Source organism: Undibacterium sp. TJN19 (assembly GCF_049339485.1).
Lineage (GTDB): Bacteria > Pseudomonadota > Gammaproteobacteria > Burkholderiales > Burkholderiaceae_D > Undibacterium.
In genome coordinates this window covers 317,270-336,785 of the sequence record NZ_JBMPPL010000003.1, presented here as the reverse complement: position 1 = coordinate 336,785, position 19,516 = coordinate 317,270, and the positions used below count along the sequence as shown (strand labels likewise).

The 19,516-nt window shown below is 48.5% G+C and carries 17 protein-coding genes; 9 read left to right on the top strand and 8 right to left on the bottom strand.

Annotation, left to right across the window (positions count from 1 at the left end; translation table 11 throughout):
* Positions 1 to 25: 25 nt before the first annotated feature.
* Positions 26 to 829: an outer membrane protein assembly factor BamD gene (locus tag ACO0LH_RS12895; RefSeq protein WP_422941489.1), complete on the top strand. Its 804-nt coding sequence runs from the start codon at positions 26 to 28 to the stop codon at positions 827 to 829.
* Positions 830 to 910: 81 nt separating this feature from the next.
* On the opposite strand, the gene yaaA is transcribed toward ACO0LH_RS12895, so the two are convergent.
* Positions 911 to 1,690, bottom strand: coding sequence for a peroxide stress protein YaaA (gene yaaA, locus ACO0LH_RS12890; protein ID WP_422941488.1), 780 nt, complete (start codon positions 1,688 to 1,690; stop codon positions 911 to 913).
* A gap of 22 nt (positions 1,691 to 1,712) precedes the next feature.
* On the opposite strand from yaaA, the gene ACO0LH_RS12885 reads away from it, so the two are divergent.
* From ACO0LH_RS12885 to ACO0LH_RS12850, 8 genes are all read left to right on the top strand, one after another.
* Positions 1,713 to 2,195, top strand: coding sequence for a putative toxin-antitoxin system toxin component, PIN family (locus tag ACO0LH_RS12885; RefSeq protein ID WP_422941487.1), 483 nt, complete (start codon positions 1,713 to 1,715; stop codon positions 2,193 to 2,195).
* Between the two features lie 257 nt (positions 2,196 to 2,452).
* Positions 2,453 to 3,217 carry a protein phosphatase CheZ gene (locus tag ACO0LH_RS12880; protein ID WP_422941486.1) on the top strand — a complete coding sequence of 255 codons (765 nt, stop codon included), beginning with the start codon at positions 2,453 to 2,455 and terminating at the stop codon, positions 3,215 to 3,217.
* Complete coding sequence (locus ACO0LH_RS12875) at positions 3,217 to 5,082, top strand: chemotaxis protein CheA (RefSeq protein WP_422941485.1); 1,866 nt, start codon at positions 3,217 to 3,219, stop codon at positions 5,080 to 5,082. The genes ACO0LH_RS12880 and ACO0LH_RS12875 overlap by 1 nt, the downstream gene beginning before the upstream one ends.
* 155 nt (positions 5,083 to 5,237) lie before the next feature.
* Entirely contained in the window at positions 5,238 to 6,722 is a 1,485-nt protein-coding gene (locus ACO0LH_RS12870) for a protein adenylyltransferase SelO (RefSeq protein WP_422941484.1), read from the top strand.
* An 11-nt stretch (positions 6,723 to 6,733) separates the two neighbouring features.
* Positions 6,734 to 7,132 carry a peptide-methionine (R)-S-oxide reductase MsrB gene (gene msrB / locus ACO0LH_RS12865; protein ID WP_422941607.1) on the top strand — a complete coding sequence of 133 codons (399 nt, stop codon included), beginning with the start codon at positions 6,734 to 6,736 and terminating at the stop codon, positions 7,130 to 7,132.
* An 11-nt stretch (positions 7,133 to 7,143) separates the two neighbouring features.
* A complete protein-coding gene (locus tag ACO0LH_RS12860) occupies positions 7,144 to 7,764 on the top strand; it encodes a septation protein A (RefSeq protein WP_422941483.1) in 621 nt (206 codons plus the stop codon).
* The gene (locus ACO0LH_RS12855; RefSeq protein ID WP_422941482.1) at positions 7,764 to 8,036 is read left to right on the top strand and encodes a BolA family protein; all 273 of its coding nucleotides are present in this window, start codon (positions 7,764 to 7,766) and stop codon (positions 8,034 to 8,036) included. Before ACO0LH_RS12860 ends, ACO0LH_RS12855 begins: the two co-directional genes overlap by 1 nt.
* 50 nt (positions 8,037 to 8,086) lie before the next feature.
* Positions 8,087 to 8,860 carry a peptidyl-prolyl cis-trans isomerase gene (locus tag ACO0LH_RS12850; protein WP_422941481.1) on the top strand — a complete coding sequence of 258 codons (774 nt, stop codon included), beginning with the start codon at positions 8,087 to 8,089 and terminating at the stop codon, positions 8,858 to 8,860.
* Positions 8,861 to 9,002: 142 nt separating this feature from the next.
* On the opposite strand, the gene ACO0LH_RS12845 is transcribed toward ACO0LH_RS12850, so the two are convergent.
* From ACO0LH_RS12845 to ACO0LH_RS12815, 7 genes are all read right to left on the bottom strand, one after another.
* On the bottom strand, positions 9,003 to 9,746 hold the full coding sequence (locus ACO0LH_RS12845) for a substrate-binding periplasmic protein (RefSeq protein ID WP_422941480.1): 744 nt from the start codon (positions 9,744 to 9,746) through the stop codon (positions 9,003 to 9,005).
* Between the two features lie 207 nt (positions 9,747 to 9,953).
* Positions 9,954 to 13,955 (bottom strand): phosphoribosylformylglycinamidine synthase, encoded by a 4,002-nt coding sequence (gene purL / locus ACO0LH_RS12840; RefSeq protein WP_422941479.1) that lies wholly within the window; start codon positions 13,953 to 13,955, stop codon positions 9,954 to 9,956.
* A gap of 151 nt (positions 13,956 to 14,106) precedes the next feature.
* The gene (locus ACO0LH_RS12835; RefSeq protein WP_422941478.1) at positions 14,107 to 15,792 is read right to left on the bottom strand and encodes an ArnT family glycosyltransferase; all 1,686 of its coding nucleotides are present in this window, start codon (positions 15,790 to 15,792) and stop codon (positions 14,107 to 14,109) included.
* Between the two features lie 191 nt (positions 15,793 to 15,983).
* Positions 15,984 to 17,201: an EAL and HDOD domain-containing protein gene (locus ACO0LH_RS12830; RefSeq protein WP_422941477.1), complete on the bottom strand. Its 1,218-nt coding sequence runs from the start codon at positions 17,199 to 17,201 to the stop codon at positions 15,984 to 15,986.
* Positions 17,202 to 17,241: 40 nt separating this feature from the next.
* Complete coding sequence (gene cheZ, locus ACO0LH_RS12825) at positions 17,242 to 17,874, bottom strand: protein phosphatase CheZ (RefSeq protein WP_422941476.1); 633 nt, start codon at positions 17,872 to 17,874, stop codon at positions 17,242 to 17,244.
* A gap of 27 nt (positions 17,875 to 17,901) precedes the next feature.
* Complete coding sequence (gene cheY / locus ACO0LH_RS12820) at positions 17,902 to 18,297, bottom strand: chemotaxis response regulator CheY (protein WP_422941475.1); 396 nt, start codon at positions 18,295 to 18,297, stop codon at positions 17,902 to 17,904.
* 104 nt (positions 18,298 to 18,401) lie between these two features.
* Positions 18,402 to 19,478 carry a protein-glutamate methylesterase/protein-glutamine glutaminase gene (locus tag ACO0LH_RS12815; protein WP_422941474.1) on the bottom strand — a complete coding sequence of 359 codons (1,077 nt, stop codon included), beginning with the start codon at positions 19,476 to 19,478 and terminating at the stop codon, positions 18,402 to 18,404.
* Between the last annotated feature and the right edge of the window lie 38 nt (positions 19,479 to 19,516).

Here is a 19,516-nt window from a genome sequence, read left to right as displayed (position 1 = left end):
TGTTTTCATGCTCACGCACAAATTTATGCACATTAAATCTTTGAAATTGCTGGTTCTGGCTATGGCCGCGTCGTTAAGTTTAAGCGGCTGCGGGGTGTTTGGCGAAAAAGGCGATGAGACCAGAACCTGGTCAGCATCAAAATTATACGCTGAAGCAAAAGACGAAATGTCTAGTGGAAGCTATGAAAAGGCAATTCAGTACTTTGAAAAGCTGGAATCTCGCTTCCCTTTCGGCACTTATGCACAACAAGCGCAGATTGAAACTGCCTACGCTTATTACAAACAGGGTGATCAGGTACAGGCTCTGGCAGCGGTCGAACGTTTTATCAAGCTCCATCCGAATCACAGTCACGTTGACTATATGTATTATCTACGTGGTGTGATCAACTTCAATGATCAACTGGGTTTATTTAATTTCCTCGCCAATCAGGATATTACAGAACGCGATCCAAAAGCGTCCCGTGATTCATTTGATGCCTTTAAACAATTGGCAATACAATTCCCGGACAGCAAATATACACCCGATGCCATCTTGCGCATGAAGTATCTGGTCAATGCCCTGGCGCAGTATGACGTACACGTTGCACGCTATTACCTGCGTCGCGGTGCCTATCTGGCATCCGCTAACCGCGCCCAGGCCGCCATCAAGGAATATCCGGACGCACCATCGATTGAAGAAGCGATGTACATCCTGGTACGTTCATATGACGCCATGGGGATGACTGAGCTGCGCGATGACGCCAACCGCGTATTTGTGAAAAATTTCCCGGAAAGCGATTTCACGAAAGGTAAAAACCGTGGCCGCGATGCCTGGTGGAAATTTTGGTAAACCTGTTATAAGTGAAACTTCAATAGCTGAAGTTCCACTTGATCACTAAATCAAGCCTCCGGTCATCCCAGAGGCTTTTTTTCAGATTGTCTCGATATTTCTGCGAAATACCCAAGTATCCCTGGTTGATTCTTCCGCACAGTATGCATAACCCTCTTCAGAGAATGCCTTTAAGTCCTTGGCACTGCGCAGGCCATTTTGCGCACAATACCTTGCCATTAGTCCACGGGCACGCTTGGCAAAGAACGAAATAATTTTATATTTGCCATTTTTCCAGTCCTGGAACACTGGCGTGATAATAGTTGCATCCAGTAAGGCTGGGCGAACCGCCTTAAAATACTCATCTGATGCCAGATTGACCAATACTTTGGTTTTTTGTTGTTGAATTGCATCATTCAAGCGTAAACTTATTTTCTCACCCCAAAATGCATACAGATTCTTGCCGCGGGGATTAGCCAGTGCCGTCCCCATCTCCAGGCGATAAGCCTGAAAACTATCCATAGGTCGCAATAAGCCATACAAACCCGACAATATGCGCACATGGTTTTGCAGATATTTTAATTGTGACGCTGTTAAGGTATCAGCATCCAAGCCTTCATAGACATCACCATTGAAGGCAAACACGGCCTGCCTGACAGTAGAAACGCCTGGATTTTTTCCCCATGTAGCAAATCTTGCTGCATTGAGCTGTGCCAGCGCAGGGGATATATCCATCAATTTACTCAAAGCATCCGGGGTGTATTCGCGGGCAATTTCTATCAGTTCTTCGGCCTCGTCCAAAAAGTCTGGCGTAGTCAATATCTTTGTTTTGACTTTAGTTTCAAAATCTAGGCTTTTGGCGGGAGATAATACAATGAGCATAAATTAATTTAACTTAAGAAAAATGACGCACATCATACCTAAGCGTGTCGTTCTTGACACGAATGTCTGCCTAGATCTGTTTGTTTTCAAGGATCCAAGATGGTCAGTTTTAATGGAAGACCTGAAAAATGGTCACATTCAGGCAGTGACCAGAAGCGATTGCAGAGATGAATGGCTGGCAGTGCTCAAATACCCTCACCTGCCAGTCAATATGGATGACTACGAAACCATTGCGATGGCATTTGATACCTATATCACTTGCGTGAATCCAACCGATCACTCGTCCTACAAATTACCTGTATGCAGTGACAAGGACGATCAGAAATTTCTGGAAATTGCCAGGGATACGCAGGTTGAAGCACTGATCACCAAGGATAAGGCATTACTCAAACTTGCCCGCAAAATGAAACATGCCGGCATGTTCCGGATTGAGACACCTGAACAATATTTGCAAGCTTACGTAAAAGAATGTGACAAAACTACATTGACCCAAACAAAAGCATGACAAATTTTATTACTCTGAGTTATTCTTCGGTAATGTCCTGCTACTATGATGTGAGAAAAAAGCAGTCTCGTTTGTGCACGAAAACAATAACCAAATTCCCTTGAAAGAGAATCTGGTAAAACCACCGGAGTCCATGCGGAAAATTAAAATCTGAATGGCAGCAACGCTCAGAATTATTTCTGCATACTCTCGCTGACACACCATGATATTTGTGAAGATTACACAAGAATCAATGCGATTATGGAGAACAAAGGACTATGACCGATTCAGCAGATGATCTGGACGCATTGTTCGAAGAAATGGCCAATCAGCGTCTGGAAACAAACGTAACGGCCCCTACTTCCGAACCCTCTTCTTCAGGTGGGACAAGCGCGCTGGCCTCAGTTCCAGAAGCACCTCCTGCAAAGTTTAATTTCCACAGTAACGACGAAGCTTCAGCCAAACCCATATTTGACCGACTGGGTGGACTGGTCAGGATGCTGCATGATTCCATGCGCGAATTGGGCTATGACCGTTCGCTGTCAGACGTTGCTGTACAAATCGCCGATGCCCAGGACAGGCTTGAGTACGTTGCATCACTGACCGAACAGGCTGCCAACAAAGTACTGAACGCCACTGACGTCGGCTTACCGGAACAGGATGAACTGGCTAAAAAAGCGAAATCCATGGATGCGCGCTGGACAGATATGTTCGGTGGCAAACTTAGCGTGGATGAATTCAAAACGCTGGCAACTGATTCCAAAACCTTTGCCAATGCCGTACTGACAGCAACCGACGCAGAAAAAGCTCGCTTGCTTGACATCATGATGGCGCAGGATTTCCAGGATCTGACCGGCCAGCTGATTAAAAAAGTCGTGGCAATCAACAAGGCTGTTGAGCATGAACTGGCTCAAATCCTGCTCGATAATGCACCAAGCAATCTGAAAGAAAAAGCTGTTGAATTGATGGAAGGCCCTTCCGTCCCGAATGCGGCACTGGAACAGGACGATGTAGACAACCTACTTGATAGTCTGGGTTTCTGATGGATGACATGCTCAAAGAATTTGTCGTCGAGGCGCTCGATCTGGCGACTAATGTAGAAGAACATTTGCTTTCGCTCGAGCGCAATCCCGGCGACATGAACACGCTGAACGCTGTCTTTCGATCGTTCCATACGATCAAGGGTGGTGCTGGCTTCATGAATTTGAGCGCAATGGTGTCGGCCTGCCACCTGACAGAAAACTTATTTGACGCCTTGCGTACCGGCCAGGTGCCGGTAACGCCCGAGGCGATTGAAGCCGCACTGGAAGCCAGCGGATTCGTTGCAGACCAGTTGACCGCGCTTAACAATGGCACAGAACCGGACAAACTTTCGACGATGCCCAAGTCGCTCGAAAAAATGTTGACCGATGCCATAGAAATGAAGGGGGCGAGCAAAAAAGCGGCTCCTGCAAAAGCAAAAGTCGAAGATGCGCCAAAACCCGTTGAAAAGAAACCGGTTGCAGCCGGCCCAGAACCCAGCAGCAAGAATGGTGAGCTGGATTGGGAAAGCTATTTCCGCGCCATCACACCGGAAGGCACTTTGCCCGAAACAGCAACAGTAGCAGCGCCGGAAGAAGTTGAAGAAACTGCTGAAGCCGAAACAAAGGTTGCCACACAACGAGAAGAACACGAAGCAGTCAAGTCTTCACTTTCCAATGCCGAGATCAAGCAAAATGCGCCGGCCAAGGAAGAAAGCATACGCATTGATGCGGTGAAGCTCAACGTACTGCTGGAAGTCGCCGGCGAATCTGTACAGGCCGCAAATCAGGCCGCCGTATTACTGGAAAAACTCGCTCAATTCAAATTCGATGGCCAGGCAGCGCCGTTAATGTCGGCACTGACTGAAACCCTGACCCGTGCATCGCGCTACTCTACCGAGTTGCAACGGGCCACGCTGGCAACACGCATGCAGCCAGTTGGCCGCCTGTTCCAGAAATTCCCGCGCCTGATCAGGGAATTGGCACGTGACCTGGGCAAAGAAGTTGATCTGAACATTGCCGGCGCAGAAACCGAGGTTGACCGTGTCGTGGTTGACAGCCTGTATGACCCTTTGGTGCATATGCTGCGTAACGCGCTCGATCATGGCATTGAGACTGCGGAAGAGCGCATCAATGCCAACAAGGTACCACGCGCGACCATCTCACTCAAAGCCTGGCAGGAAGCCAGTAGTGTCATGATTGAAGTCACCGATGATGGCAAGGGTATGGATTCGCAGAAACTGCGTGAAAAAGCCATTTCCAAAGGCTTGATTAATGCCCACGATGCACGCACCGATGATGAGGCTTTCCAGCTGGTTTTCTTGCCCGGCTTTTCAACCAAGGAAGTCGCCTCCAGTGTTTCAGGACGTGGCGTAGGCATGGATGTGGTGAAAACCGCAGTAGAACGTCATCGCGGCGCAATCCGCATTGCATCTCAACTGGGCACGGGCACGACCTTCCTGATTCGCCTGCCAATCGAACTATCCATTGTACCAACCATGCTGGTTCGTACCGATGGTGCCTCACTGGCCCTGCCAATGGCAACAGTACAGCGTGTTGTGGAATTGCCGGAAACCTTTGAAAGCGTAGGCGGGCAACCTGTTCTGCGTGATCTGGGGCGACCTTTACCAGTCAAATCGCTGGGCAAGATACTTGGTTACACACCAGCATCAGAACGTGTAGGGATCGTCATTGCTGCACCCAGCCCTTACATTCTGTCAGTAGATTCAGTGGATGGCACTGCCGATCTGGTGATCAAACCATTGACTTGCATCAGCACGCCAGGCATTACCGGCACCGCCCGTTCTGCAGAAGGTGAGTTGGTCCTGGTAATCAGTTTGTCTTTCCTGATTGATGGCTGCAAGACACGTGAACGTATTTCTGCCTGATGCTGTAGTCACAACAGTTTTACACTATTCAGCCTGAAAGTTTCACCATAAACGCATTTTGACCAGATCTGTCAAAATGCGTTTATTCTTTTATAGCCAGTGATGCCGCATGAAACATACGGCATATCAGGCACATCAAATACCATTGGCATGTCATGACATCAGTAAATCCCCCACTCTCCCTGCAAGAATTGATGCTGGAGAATAAGTTTTCAAACCTGCCTCCGCATTTTTTTACGCACGTCTCTGCAAGCCCTATCAGTGCCCCCTACCTGGTTGCTGCCAGTCTATCGGCAGCAGCATGCCTGAACCTGGATGCAGCCTGCCTGGGCGCACCTGAATTTCTCTCTTATTTCTCTGGTAACCAGTTAATTCCTGGCAGCAAACCGCTGGCAGCCGTTTATTCTGGCCACCAGTTTGGTGTCTGGGCCGGACAATTGGGCGATGGCAGAGCATTGCTCCTGGGTGGCCTGAGCAATGTTGCCACCCATCAGGAAATCCAGCTTAAAGGGTCTGGCCCGACGCCGTATTCCCGCATGGGTGACGGGCGTGCCGTATTACGTTCATCAATACGCGAATTTCTATGCTCAGAAGCCATGGCTGGTCTGGGCATACCGACTTCACGCGCATTGTGTGTGATAGGTTCAGATCAAATGGTCTTTCGTGAAACACCTGAAACCAGTGCCGTGGTAACCCGCATAGCCCTCAGTTTTGTACGCTTTGGCTCGTTTGAGCATTGGTATTACAACGATCAGATAGATGATTTGCGCTTGCTAGCCGATTTTGTCATTGAAAATTCTTTTCCCGAGCTACTGGACCAAGCCAACAAATACCAGGCGTTACTGACTGAAGTAACAATACGTACCGCCGAATTGATGGCGCAATGGCAGGCAGTCGGCTTCATGCATGGTGTCATGAATACCGACAATATGTCGATTATCGGGCTGACTCTTGACTATGGTCCTTTCGGCTTCATGGAAGCCTATGACGAAAAACATATCTGTAACCACACCGATCAGCAGGGCCGCTATTCTTACCGCATGCAACCTGCAATCGGTAACTGGAATTGTCAGGCACTGGCACAGGCACTCTCCCCGCTCATTGGCAGTGCCGACGAAACCAATTTTGCCCTGTCGCATTATCCTGCAAGCTATAACAAAAAATGGCAAGCGCTGATGCGCCAAAAGTTTGGGCTCGAAATGGAAGAGGAAACTGATCTCGCGCTATTCGCAGACTTTTTTGCCTTAATGCAGAGCAATCAAGCCGACTTTACCCTGAGTTTTCGCTATTTAAGTAAGCTTTCGAATCAAACCACGACTAAAGATGAAGACTTGCGCGATCTTTTCATTGACCGGCTAGCTTTGGACCAATGGTTGGTAAATTATCGCGCACGTCTGACAAGGGAATTCAAGACAGACATTGAGCGCCAGACAAAGATGCTGGCAGTCAATCCCAAATACATATTAAGAAATTACCTGGCACAGGCGGCGATAGAAAAAGCCCAGAACAAGGATTTTTCTGAAGTGGCAAAACTACTTAAAATCCTTGAAAAGCCGTTTGACGAGCAAACAGAGCATGAAAGTTATGCCGATCTGCCCCCGGACTGGGCCAGGCACATAGAAGTCAGTTGTTCATCCTGAAAGGACAAAGAATTATGAAAAAAGTTGTCAAGCCCGATGCAGAATGGAAAGCGCAGTTAAGCGCAATGGAATACGAAGTGACCAGGCACGCTGCCACGGAACGCGCTTTTACTGGTAAATACTGGGACCACCATGAGGTCGGCACCTATATTTGCACCTGCTGCAATACGCCGCTTTTTACGTCTGATGCCAAATTTGACTCTGGCTGTGGCTGGCCCAGTTATTTCAAAGCGATAGACCCGGCAAATGTACGTGAGAAAATTGATACATCTCATGGCATGACGCGCACCGAGATATTGTGTAATATCTGCGACGCTCACCTTGGGCATGTATTTCCAGACGGACCACCGCCGACAAGGTTGCGCTATTGCATTAATTCCGCCTCCTTAAAATTTGAACCTGCAACTTAAATTGTCTGTAAATGAAATTTCTTTTTGATACGTTCCCGGTTATCTTGTTTTTCCTCACCTTCAAATGGGGAGAGAAAAACGCTGCAACAGCACAGTCTCTGATATCCGAGTATTTTTCCGGCATCGTTTCTGGTGGCGTTACCAGTTTGACACTGGCTCCTATTCTTCTGGCGACAGTGATTACCCTGGCGGCTTCAAGCTGCCAGATTGGGTATCTGCTGTTACGCAGAAGAAAAGTGGATGCCATGCTTTGGATCTCCTTCATTATCATTATGGTATTTGGCGGTGCCACCTTGTACTTTCAGAGTGAAGCGTTCATCAAGTGGAAGCCTACAGTATTGTATTGGTGCTACGCTGGTGCTTTTGCTTTGGCGCAATTCGCGTTCAAATCCAATCTCATCCAGGCAGCGATGGGGTCACAAATCAAACTACCAGAAACAGTTTGGGCCAAGCTCAGCTATGCCTGGATTGTTTTTTTCATACTCATGGGCTTCATTAATCTGTATGTAGCATTTAATTTTTCGACAGATACCTGGGCAAATTTCAAATTAATTGCAGTTGTAGCTATAATGCCCGCATTTGTGGTGATTCAAAGCCTGTTTTTGGCAAAATATATGGAAGAACCAGTCTGATGAATCGCTATCAGCAAATATTAGAACGTCTTTCGGAAACCTTGCAGCCACAGGAGTGTCTATTAAAAGATGATTCCGAGGCACACAGGGGCCATGCTGGCGCTGCCGGTGGCGCTGGTCATTACAGTGTAAGAATAGTTTGTCAGCAATTTGAGGGCTTAAACCGCGTTACTCGCCATCGACTAGTGTATGATGCCGTTGGCGATATGATGCAAACGGAAATTCATGCACTGAACATTGTGGCCTTGAGTCCGTCAGAGATACCGACCTAAGCAGTTTATCTATAATCCGTTTTTTTTATTTTGTTATTTAGGAACAGACAATGAATTTTAAACCTGCTCATTTGCTGGTAGTTCTTCTTGCAACTGCCCTGCCTGCAATGGCACAGAATTTAGCCGTCGTTAACGGCAAAGCTATTCCATCGAGCCGTGTTGATGCGATGGTCAAGCAATTGGCAACGCAAGGACAACAAGACACCCCGCAATTGCGCGCGATGGTAAAGCAAGAACTGATCAATCGTGAAGTGTTGATGCAGGAAGCTGAGAAATCCGGAGTAGCCGCAAATCCAGAGGTAAAAAACCAGCTGGAAATCGCACGCCAGTCTTTGTTGATTCGCGCCCTGATGATAGAACACGTCAAGAAAAACCCGGTTTCCGACGCTGAAGTGCAAGCTGAGTACGACAAGGCAAAAGCACAAGCTGGCGACAAGGAATACCATGCCTACCATATCCTGGTAGAAAAAGAAGATGAAGCAAAAGCGATCATTTCCAAACTGAAAGCTGGCGCGAAATTCGAAGAACTGGCAAAACAATCCAAAGATGCGGGCTCTGCTTCCAAAGGCGGCGATCTGGATTGGGCATCTCCTGCAACCTGGGACCCAGCTTTTTCTGCAGCCATGACGGCCCTGCAAAAAGGCCAGTTCACAGAAACACCAGTGAAAACACAATTTGGCTACCACGTTATCAAACTTGATGACGTACGCGCAGCTAAATTCCCTACACTGGAAGAAGTGAAGCCACAAATCGTAGACGGCTTGCAACAGCAACGTGTACAGGCTTTCCAGCAAGCACTGGTTAAAAAAGCAAAAATCCAGTAATCTGGATGGAATGATAAAAAGAGGCGCTGATGCGCCTCTTTTTGCGTTTACGCTCTCAATCCACAGCTATCCCGGCAAAAATAAACCATCATAAATAATCTGCCAGCTCACGCAAGCTGGTTAGATGCCATTGGCAATCTGGCTATTGGTATTTGCTGATGATGGCAGCCAGTTTGCCACTGCGCTGCAACTCTGCCAGACCTCTATCAATCTGATCCAACAATTGCTGCGCCTGTGGATGCTGCTTGCTGATACCAAAATGCAATGCATATCGCTCTGTCTGAGGTAAATTCACTATCTTGTACGCATTCATGTCAAGTGGGAGCAAGCCCAACCTGGCGAAGCCCCATAATACCTCCTGCATGTCGACGATGATATCGCAATGACCACGTTCAATTTTTCGCAACAGGCTGGTATAACTGGTGGCACCGCTTTCAATGACTGACGGCGGCAATTTGGTATAAAACGTGGACGCACCATGCAATGAGCAAACCTTGTATTTTTCAAGGTCCGTTAACATTTGCAGGGGTGGCGCCTGAAAACGTGAAGACGCATAGAGATAAGATGGTGCAAGGCTGTGATAGCTTCGTGAAAAGAAATACACTTTTTCACGCTCTGGCGTCCTGAAGACAGACATGACGACATCAAAACCTTCCCTTGCCTGCACTTCTGCCAGGCAGCGTGCCCAGGGACGCAGCTCTATCTTGGGATCAGCAAAAATACTTCTCAAGACATCGGCGGATAATCCCTCTACTGCTGCCCCTGCTGACTTGACATACGACATCGGCGGCCAATTGCTGTCACCACCACACGCACGCACCCGTTCCACTGCCTGCGCAGAAGCATGCAGACTAAAGGCCAGGGCAAGAAAAATCAGGCGTCGCATCTATCAAAAAAATATCCTTGAGTATTTCAGTATAAGGAAACCCCTATCTGGCGCAACAAAAATTCCAGCAATCAACAAAAATTCATACAATAGCGATTGAAGCTGCGACAAGTGCGATATTGGAGAGACGCCTGCAAATTTCTGGCCATCAGGTTTCACACTTCATGAGGTTTTTTTGAAGTGTGAAACCTCGCCCCAGTATCAGGATCAGCCGATCCAGACACGGGCATTACGGAACATTCTCATCCATGGGGAGTCTTCACCCCAGGCATCGGGATGCCAGGAGTTCAGCACGGAACGGAATACCCTTTCAGCATGCGGCATCAGCACGGTAAAGCGGCCGTCAGCATTAGTGACTGAGGTTATACCTTGTGGCGAACCATTTGGATTGTAAGGGTAGGCTTCGCTTGCCTGACCAGCATTGTTGACGAAGCGCATGGCAACTTGCGCTTTACCAATATCACCAGTAGTAGAAAAGTCTGCGTATCCCTCACCATGTGCAATCGCTATCGGTGCCTGTGTGCCAGCCATCCCCTGGAAGAAGATGGAAGCCGAATCCATCACCTCAACCATGGCAAAACGACCTTCGAATTGCTCTGATTTATTTTTGGTGAATTTTGGCCAGGCATCTGCACCGGGAATAATGGATTTCAGATTACTCACCATCTGACAACCATTACAGATACCCAGCCCAAACGTGTCGCCACGGTGGAAGAATTGGGCAAACTGATCAGACATCATGGTATTGAACAAGATGGTTTTGGCCCAGCCTTCACCAGCGCCCAGCACGTCACCGTAGGAGAAACCACCAACCGCAATCAACCCTTTGAAATCTGCCAGACTGGCACGGCCGGCAATCAGGTCACTCATGTGAACATCGACCGCTTCAAATCCAGCCCTGTGCATGACATAGGCAGTTTCGATATGGGAATTTACACCCTGCTCACGCAAGATAGCCACCCTGGGTCGTGCGCCTGTCGCTATGAAAGGTGCGGCGACGTCTTGCTGCTGATCAAAACTGATCTTGGGTTGCATACCAGGATCATTGACATCCAGTATGCGCGCATATTCTGCATCTGCGCAGGCTGGGTTATCGCGCAAACGGGCAATCTGCCAGCTGGTTTTGCTCCACAACTGGTGCAGGACACTGCGGGGTTGAGCGTAAATCTGCTTGGCGTCACGTGCAAATTCAATGACGTCGCCATTATTTGGTTTGCCGATAATATGGCTGCAAGCACCCAGATTATGTGCACGCAAGACATCCATGACGGCAGAACGCTGTTCAGTACGCACCTGGATGACGGCGCCTAGTTCTTCATTGAACAAGGCGCGCAAAGTCAGATCATTACGGCGCTCAGCCACCTGGCTGGCCCAGTTTTTGGCGTCTCCCTGGTCAGCTGCATGCTCGCTTTCCATGGTCAGAATATCAAGGTTCACAGCCAGGCCAGCGCGACCGGCAAAGGCCATTTCACACAGCGTGGCATACAAGCCGCCATCTGAACGGTCATGATACGCCAGCAGCTTACCCTCATGATTCAATTGCTGGATCGCGGCGAAAAAGGCTTTCAGGTCTTCAGCACTGTCTACATCTGGGGCATCATTACCCAGTTGCTGCATGACTTGCGCGAAGCAGGATGCCCCCAGGCGGTTCTTACCACGACCAAGGTCGATCAGTATCAGGCTGGTATCCCCCTGATCGAGACGAATTTGCGGCGTCAATGTCTGGCGCACATCATGTACAGGCGCAAATGCTGAAATGATGAGCGAGACTGGTGATGTGACCGATTTATTCTGATCAGCATCTTTCCAGGTAGTCCGCATGGACAAGGAATCCTTACCGACCGGGATGCTGATACCCAGGGCCGGGCATAATTCCATACCTATGGCTTTAACAGTATCGAACAACGCAGCATCCTGACCGGGCTGGCCACAGGCAGCCATCCAGTTGGCAGACAATTTGATATCAGAGATATCCTTGATGGCTGCCGCTGCAATATTGGTAATCGCCTCGCCCACAGCCATGCGGCCTGAGGCAGCTGCATCAATGATCGCCAACGGCGTACGCTCGCCCATGGACATGGCTTCGCCCAGATAACCTTCCAGACTCATGGTTGTCACAGCACAATCGGCTACCGGCACTTGCCAGGGGCCTACCATCTGATCACGTACAGATGTGGCACCAACGGTGCGGTCACCGATGGTGATCAAAAATGATTTATCGGCAACTGTAGGCAAGCTCAAAATGCGCTTACCAACTTCGCTCAAATCCATGCCTGTCAGGTCGATTGCTGGAAACGTTTGCGTTACATGCGTCACATCGCGATGCATTTTGGGTGGTTTACCCAGCAATACATCCATAGGCATATCTACCGGTGTTGTCTCATTTTGCGGATCGATCACGCGCAGTTGACGCTCTTCAGTCGCTGTACCAACAACAGCAAACGGGCAACGTTCACGCTCACAGAAATGACGGAACAATTCCAGGCTTTCTGGTGCAATGCCGAGCACGTAGCGCTCTTGCGATTCATTGCTCCAGATTTCTTTTGGTGCCATGCCGCTTTCTTCGAGGGGCACTTTGCGCAAGTCGAACAAGGCACCGCGTTTGGCATCATTGGTGATTTCAGGGAAAGCATTGGACAAGCCACCGGCCCCCACGTCATGAATCGACAAAATCGGATTGTCGTCACCCATTTGCCAGCATGAGTTAATCACTTCCTGGGCACGGCGTTCCATTTCCGGATTGCCGCGCTGTACTGAATCAAAATCGAGATCGGCTGTATTCGTGCCTGTCGCCATTGATGATGCCGCACTGCCGCCCATACCGATGCGCATGCCCGGGCCACCCAGCTGTATCAACAGGCTACCAACCGGCAAATCGTTTTTCTTCGTATGTTTATCTGAAATATTACCCAAGCCACCAGCAATCATGATGGGCTTGTGATAACCATAAACCGTGCCACCGACATTTTGCTCAAAAGTACGGAAATACCCGCCCAGATTTGGACGGCCAAATTCGTTATTGAATGCCGCACCACCGATCGGCCCTTCCAGCATGATTTGCAGTGCAGAGGCAATGCGGTCAGGTTTGCCATATACATGCGATTCGTGCTGGCCTTGCAAGCTGTCTGTGGCATTTTCCCAGGCTTGCGGCGCATCGGGCAAGGCCAGGTTTGATACCGTGAAGCCAGTCAGGCCAGCCTTTGGCCTGGCACCACGACCAGTTGCACCTTCATCGCGGATTTCACCACCCGCACCAGTAGAAGCACCTGGGAAAGGTGAGATAGCTGTTGGATGATTATGCGTTTCCACCTTCATCAGGGTATGAGTCAATTCTTCGCTGGCCTGATAAACATTGCCATTGGCGCTGCCACGTGGATAAAACCGCGTCACCATTGCACCTTCCATGATGGAAGAATTATCGCTGTAGGCAACGATCGTGCCTTTGGGTTGCAACTCATGGGTATTCTTGATCATCTGGAACAGGGATTTATCCTGTTTCAGTCCATCGATTGTCCAGTCTGCATTGAATATTTTGTGACGGCAATGTTCGCTGTTTGCCTGGGCAAACATCATCAACTCCACATCCGTAGGATTGCGTTTGGCATTGGTGAATGCCGTGACCAGATAATCAATTTCATCATCTGACAGCGCCAAACCCAATTCGGTGTTGGCATTCAGCAAAGCGGTTTTCCCACCCACCAATACATCAATGTGCTCAAGATTTTTGGCAGTCAGCTCAGAAAACAGATCCTTTGCCTGAGCGGCATCGGCCAGCACCATTTCTGTCATCCTGTCATGCAACAGCGCTGCAACCGCGTCGCGACTGGCTTCTGCAAGTTTTTTTGTGCCACCCAGCAAGCCGGTCTTCACCTGTACGCGATAACTAATACCGCGCTCTATACGGCGGATATCCGCCATGCCGCAGTTATGGGCAATATCAGTCGCCTTGCTCGCCCATGGCGAAATCGTGCCAAATCGCGGGATGACAACAAACACGTCGCCATCGTCATTACCAGAAAAGGCATCACCGTAAACCAGTAGTGAATCCAGGCGGCTTGCGTCTTCAGATTTTAGTTCGACAGCGGTATCGACGAAATGGATATAGCGACCGGTAACGCCAACAATACCGGCATCAACTGACTGCAAGCGGGAGAGAAGACCGGAAGTACGAAAGGCAGACAAGGCATTAGAGCCTGGCAATATCAACATGGTGAGCGAGGTAGTTGAGGCAATATGCACAATTTTGCCATGCACATTTGCTGGTTGGATCAGAAACCCAGATTATACCTTGATGCCCAAGCTGGCTCCAAACGTCAGCTGGAAGAAATTGCGCAGCCAGATCACATTGACCTGGCAAGACTCAGTTCAGGAATAAAGTGCTGTGGCCAATTTTTTTGCTACTGGTGAACTTATGCGCGTACCGCTCATTTGCAAAACCGCTTAAATCCTGATCAAGCACAATCAGGCTGATTTTTTCCTGATCAGAAACTTTATCAAAACCTGTGTCAGAAAGAACAATATTGTTTCTGTGCAGCTTATTACCCCAAAATAAATCGCTGCTGCGACTATCTGCCACACGTACCACTTGCTTTAGATAAAAAGGCAAGGAAGATTGATTCTCAAACACTTTATAAAGGAACACTTCGCGACCACTGGTGTCCGTTTGCAAATGCTGAACCAGGGGCAAGGTAGATGTCCAGTTACCAGAGAATTGCAAAACTGATAGCAATGTGAATAAAATGGCGACCGGCAGACTGGCAAAAGGCAAAATACCCCATTGCGGATATCGCCATACAACAAAAGAAACAAGAGCACAGATCACTGTCATGCTGATCAGGCAAATCTGTAAAAAGCCTGGCCCATCAAATGAATAGATCGACAGGGCGGATATCCATGAATATTCTGCCCCTTTGAACCACCAGGCAAGAGCCGCCAACAAGCCCGTCAATACCAGGCCGATGAGCAACCTTGCCCAGCGCTGACCAAAACCCCTATCCTCCAGCGCAATTGCCAGTTGCATTGCTGCCAGCGGCATCACAACCACAAGGTAATAATTGGCCTTTGCACTGGAAAGTGAAAAGAACAATACAGGAATTAACCAGGCGGACGTCATAAAAAAATGCAGGGACTTTGCAGATTGCTGCACAGATTTGACCAAAATGAGCAATGGCAGAAAAAATGACCAAGGGAATAAGTAAATGATCATTCTCGGCAGGTAATACCACCAGGCACCCGCATAGTAGTCATGTGGTTCCCTCTTCCCCAGAAAACGCAACACATGCTCATTCACAAAATAGAACCAGGCAAAAATAGGCTCTGTCAGAATGGCTGCAACATGCCAGGGGGCAGCGATCAGGAAGAATAAGCCCAGAGCCCTCCAGCTAAACCAGGCACCTAGTCGTTTGAAAAAATCGCCAATTGAGGCAGATAACAGAATAAGGTAGGCAAGCGTCACTGCACAGAACAGGATGATGGCAACAAAACCCTTTGCCAGCAAAGCAAAAGCCAGCAAAGTCACTGACCAGTACAGCTTCTTTTTGTCTTGTGTGGTGTTGAACAGGTACCCACACATCAGCGCGCCCGACAAAAATGCGGTCAACAGCATATCAAACATCAGGGTACGTGACATAGCGATCACGCCTACCCCACTGATAAAAATGATGGCGGCCAGCCTTGCTGCTGAAATACGCCCGATCTGGCGACCAAACCACAACATCATGCCTACACACGCCAATGCAGAGCTGGCAGGCACGAGGCGTGCGGCCCATTCATGCTCGCCGAACAGTGCAAATGAAATAGCCGTCAGCCAATATAAAAGTGGCGGCTTTTCCATATAGGCCAGACCATTCAAATGCGGAATAATCCAGTACGTCCAGTCACCAGAAGCCAGCATTTCTCTTGGAATTTCGGCGTACAACCCCTCGTTGTTATCCAAAATAGGATAGCTACCCAAGCCATAGGCGACAAAAAAAATGGCCAGACACCACACCAGCCATGTCGGTATGACTGGGTACTGCGTACGGTGATCAGGTGGAACAAAACTCATAGGCAAATTAAATTAATCAAATTCAGGCTAAAACATACTCTAATTGAGTTTTTGGTCGTATTTTCAAAAACAAAGGAGCTATGCTCATTTTTTAACCTTATTTCAAAATTGTTTGAAAATTTACTCTCTCATTACTAATGACAAAAAAAAGACAAGCAAAATGCTTGTCTTTTCAATGGTAAATAAACAACTCAGGCTACAGAGGCAACATTTTTTGCCCAGACCAATGCTGCCATATGCGCGGCATTCAGGTCGGATGGTGTAATCTTCAAAGATTCTGCCAAAGATCCCACCAGCATGCTGTTGAGCTCGCAAGCCTCTGCCAGCGCCAGGAACGGTCCATATACGCCACCGCGGGAAATCAGTGCTTCGGTAACAACTTCAGGTAATTGTATGGTCGACAATACCTCTTCCATGGGGATGCCCAGCAATCTGTCCAGCAACGAGAACATACCAGCGACAAACAGGTTTTCAGCTTCACTTTTGGACATTTTGCTTTGTCCGAGAGTTTCTGCCAAACGACCACGAACTATTGCAGTTTCCAGTAAAACCGGGGAATAACCACTGGAACTGGCAGTCGCCAGCAATAGTGTCAACCAGCGATATAAAGGGCTATAGCCTAACATTTGCACCGCATGCTTCAATGACTGAACTTCAGTCCTGAGGCCAAAGCCAGCAGAATTAATGTACCGCAATAATTTATATGCCAACGTAGCGTCGCGCTTGACCACGGCTTCCAATTGCTGGATATCGGCATTTTTTCTGACCATTTCCATCAATTGCAGAATGGTGGTTTGCGCCGTATTCAGCGCTTTCGGCGCGCTGCTCGGCCTGGGTGTCAGATGTAATTTGCCAACAAAACTATCAAGACCCAAAGCAGAGCAGGCATCAAAATCTGGCCAGGCCAAAACGTTTCTAGCCACCATGCGCACCGATGATTGCTTCAGGGTGGCATATACCTTGGCTTGTGAAGCGAAATTTGCTGCGTTCAATTTCACTTCAAGGTGAGAAATCTGGGCGAAATAAGCACGCTCCAGCGTAGTGACTTCAGCACCTCGCAAACAAATACCATAGCCGAGCTGACGCAACTGCGTCACCGCTTCCAGCGTTTCCGGGTCAGCAAAATACTTCTTATGCAAAATCAGGACTGTATTTTTTGCCGGCAGCAGCTTCAGACCTTCTGCCTGTAGCAACTCGGGGACCGCTTCGAGAAAAAGCAGGCTATCGCCGAGTAAAAAACCCTTGTCATCGTCGTGTAGCTGTTCAGCAACGAATTCCAGCAGGGAATTCAGACTTTGCGTGCTTGATTCAGCATTTTGATCAGGTTGTTGCCAGGAAAATTGGAATCCTATTACTCGCTGCTTGGGATCGAGTAGTGGTTCTCTAACGATGAAGCTTGCTTCGACCATTTTATCTATTATGTATGTTAATCAGTATGAATGAGACTGCTTAAAATCCCAGACTATCCAGCAAATCATCTACCTGCCCCTGGTTTGCTACAACTTCTGCATTGCCTTCAGGGTTGATTTGAGGGCCATTGAGCAAGTCATCTGAAATTTCCCGTTTAACTTCGCCTGGGGAATAGTCGATCAGTAATTGCACCAGCTGTTGTTCCAGATTTTGCGCCAGCGCCGTCACTTTCTTGATCACTTGCCCGGTCAAATCCTGAAAGTCCTGCGCCATCATGATATCCATGAGGTGAGACTTGGTCTCAATACTGTTTGCGCTTGCCATTTTCAGGTATGCCAGCATTTGCGCCGTCATTTCCTGATATTGCTCGGGCAGGGGCGATTGTGCCTGAGAGGCAGCAAGAGCCACACTCAATTTTTTTGCTTCAGTATCCAGCGTTTCCTGTAAGGGAATCGCTATATCCGTCGCATTCAATACCCGTTGCGCGGCTTGCTCAGACATTCTGGCCACATAGTCCAGTCTGTCCCTCGCGTCAGGAATATCTTCTGCCGCGCGCTCTAACAACTTATCCAACCCCAGGCCGCGCAAACTATCATGCAGCAACCTGGTCATGTGGCCTACTCTGTGCAGGAGATCATCTTGTTGAGTATTTTGATTGATGTTCTGACTCATATCCTCCCCTATTCAAAACTCAAAGCCTTACGCACCCTTACCCAGTTTTTCAAAAATTTTTGTCAATTTTTCATCCAAGGTTGCAGCCGTAAATGGTTTAACCACATAACCATTTGCGCCCGCCTGTGCGGCAGCAATGATGTTTTCCTTTTTTGCCTCAGCCGTGACCATCAGGACAGGCATTTTCGACAAAGCTGGATCAGCACGAATATGCTGAAGCATCGTCAGGCCGTCCATGTTAGGCATATTCCAGTCGGAGATGACGAAATCGAAATCACCATTCTTAAGCTTTGCCAATCCCATTGCACCATCTTCGGCTTCATCGACATTGGAATAACCCAATTCTTTGAGCAGATTCCGCACAATGCGACGCATAGTAGAAAAGTCGTCAACTACTAAAAATTTGAGATTTTGATCGGCCATGAATTACTCCACTATTTCTTTAAGGACAGTTATTAGCATTATCGGACAATTTGAAACAAAACGGTGCTGAAATTGCAGTAATACATTAAATTCTATCTAATGCATCAAACCCTCAAGGCTCGACTACCATGTGTTGCAAGGTAATGCAGGACTTTGGCAGGCAGCTCATTGAGCGGGCCGACCTCGTGCGTGGCACCAATTGCAATTGCTTCACGTGGCATCCCAAATACTACACAACTTGCTTCATCTTGGGCAAAATTGTAAGCGCCGGCATTTTTCATTTCCAGCATACCTGCTGCGCCATCTTTCCCCATGCCTGTGAGTATGACACCAACTGCGTTTTTACCGGCAAAAGTTGCAGCAGACCTGAATAAAACATCCACTGATGGGCGATGGCGATTGACAGCCGGCCCCTGATCCAGTTGCGTGACATAGTTGGCACCGCTGCGACCTAACAACAAATGAGAGTGCCCTGGCGCGATATAAGCATGGCCTGGCAGCACCCGCTCGCCTCCGGCTGCCTCTGAAACAGAAATTTTGCACAGCCCATCCAGTCGCTTGGCAAAAGAACGGGTAAAGCCTTCAGGCATATGTTGCGTGATGAGTATGCCGGGGCAGTCAGACGGCATCTGAACCAGAAAATTCTTGATGGCCTCAGTGCCGCCCGTTGATGCGCCAATAATGATCAGTTTTTCACTACTGGTTAATGGATTTCTAACCTGAGGTAAAACCCCTACGCTGGCATGTGTCGTGTCCGCAGCTGGCAAGCTACGTGCCCTGACTCTGGCTTTCGACGCAATTCTGATTTTATCCGTAATCAATTCGGTATATTCAAGCATGCCGCTTTGTATGGACAATTTGGGTTTGGTAACAAAATCAACCGCACCCAATTCCAAAGCGCGCATGGTAATTTCAGACCCGCGCTCAGTCAGTGACGACACCATGATCACTGGCATGGGCCGCAAGCGCATCAAGCGCTCCAGAAAATCCAGCCCATCCATCTTTGGCATTTCCACATCAAGTGTCAACACATCGGGATTGGTCTGCTTGATCAGCTCGCGCGCTACCAGTGGATCAGGGGCGACCCCGACCACTTCCATATCAGGTTGACTGCTGATGATTTCGCTCATGACACTTCGAATCAACGCAGAGTCATCAACAATTAAAACTTTTATTTTCATTAAAAACACTCCGCGTTCAGTGTTGCCATTGATAGCTT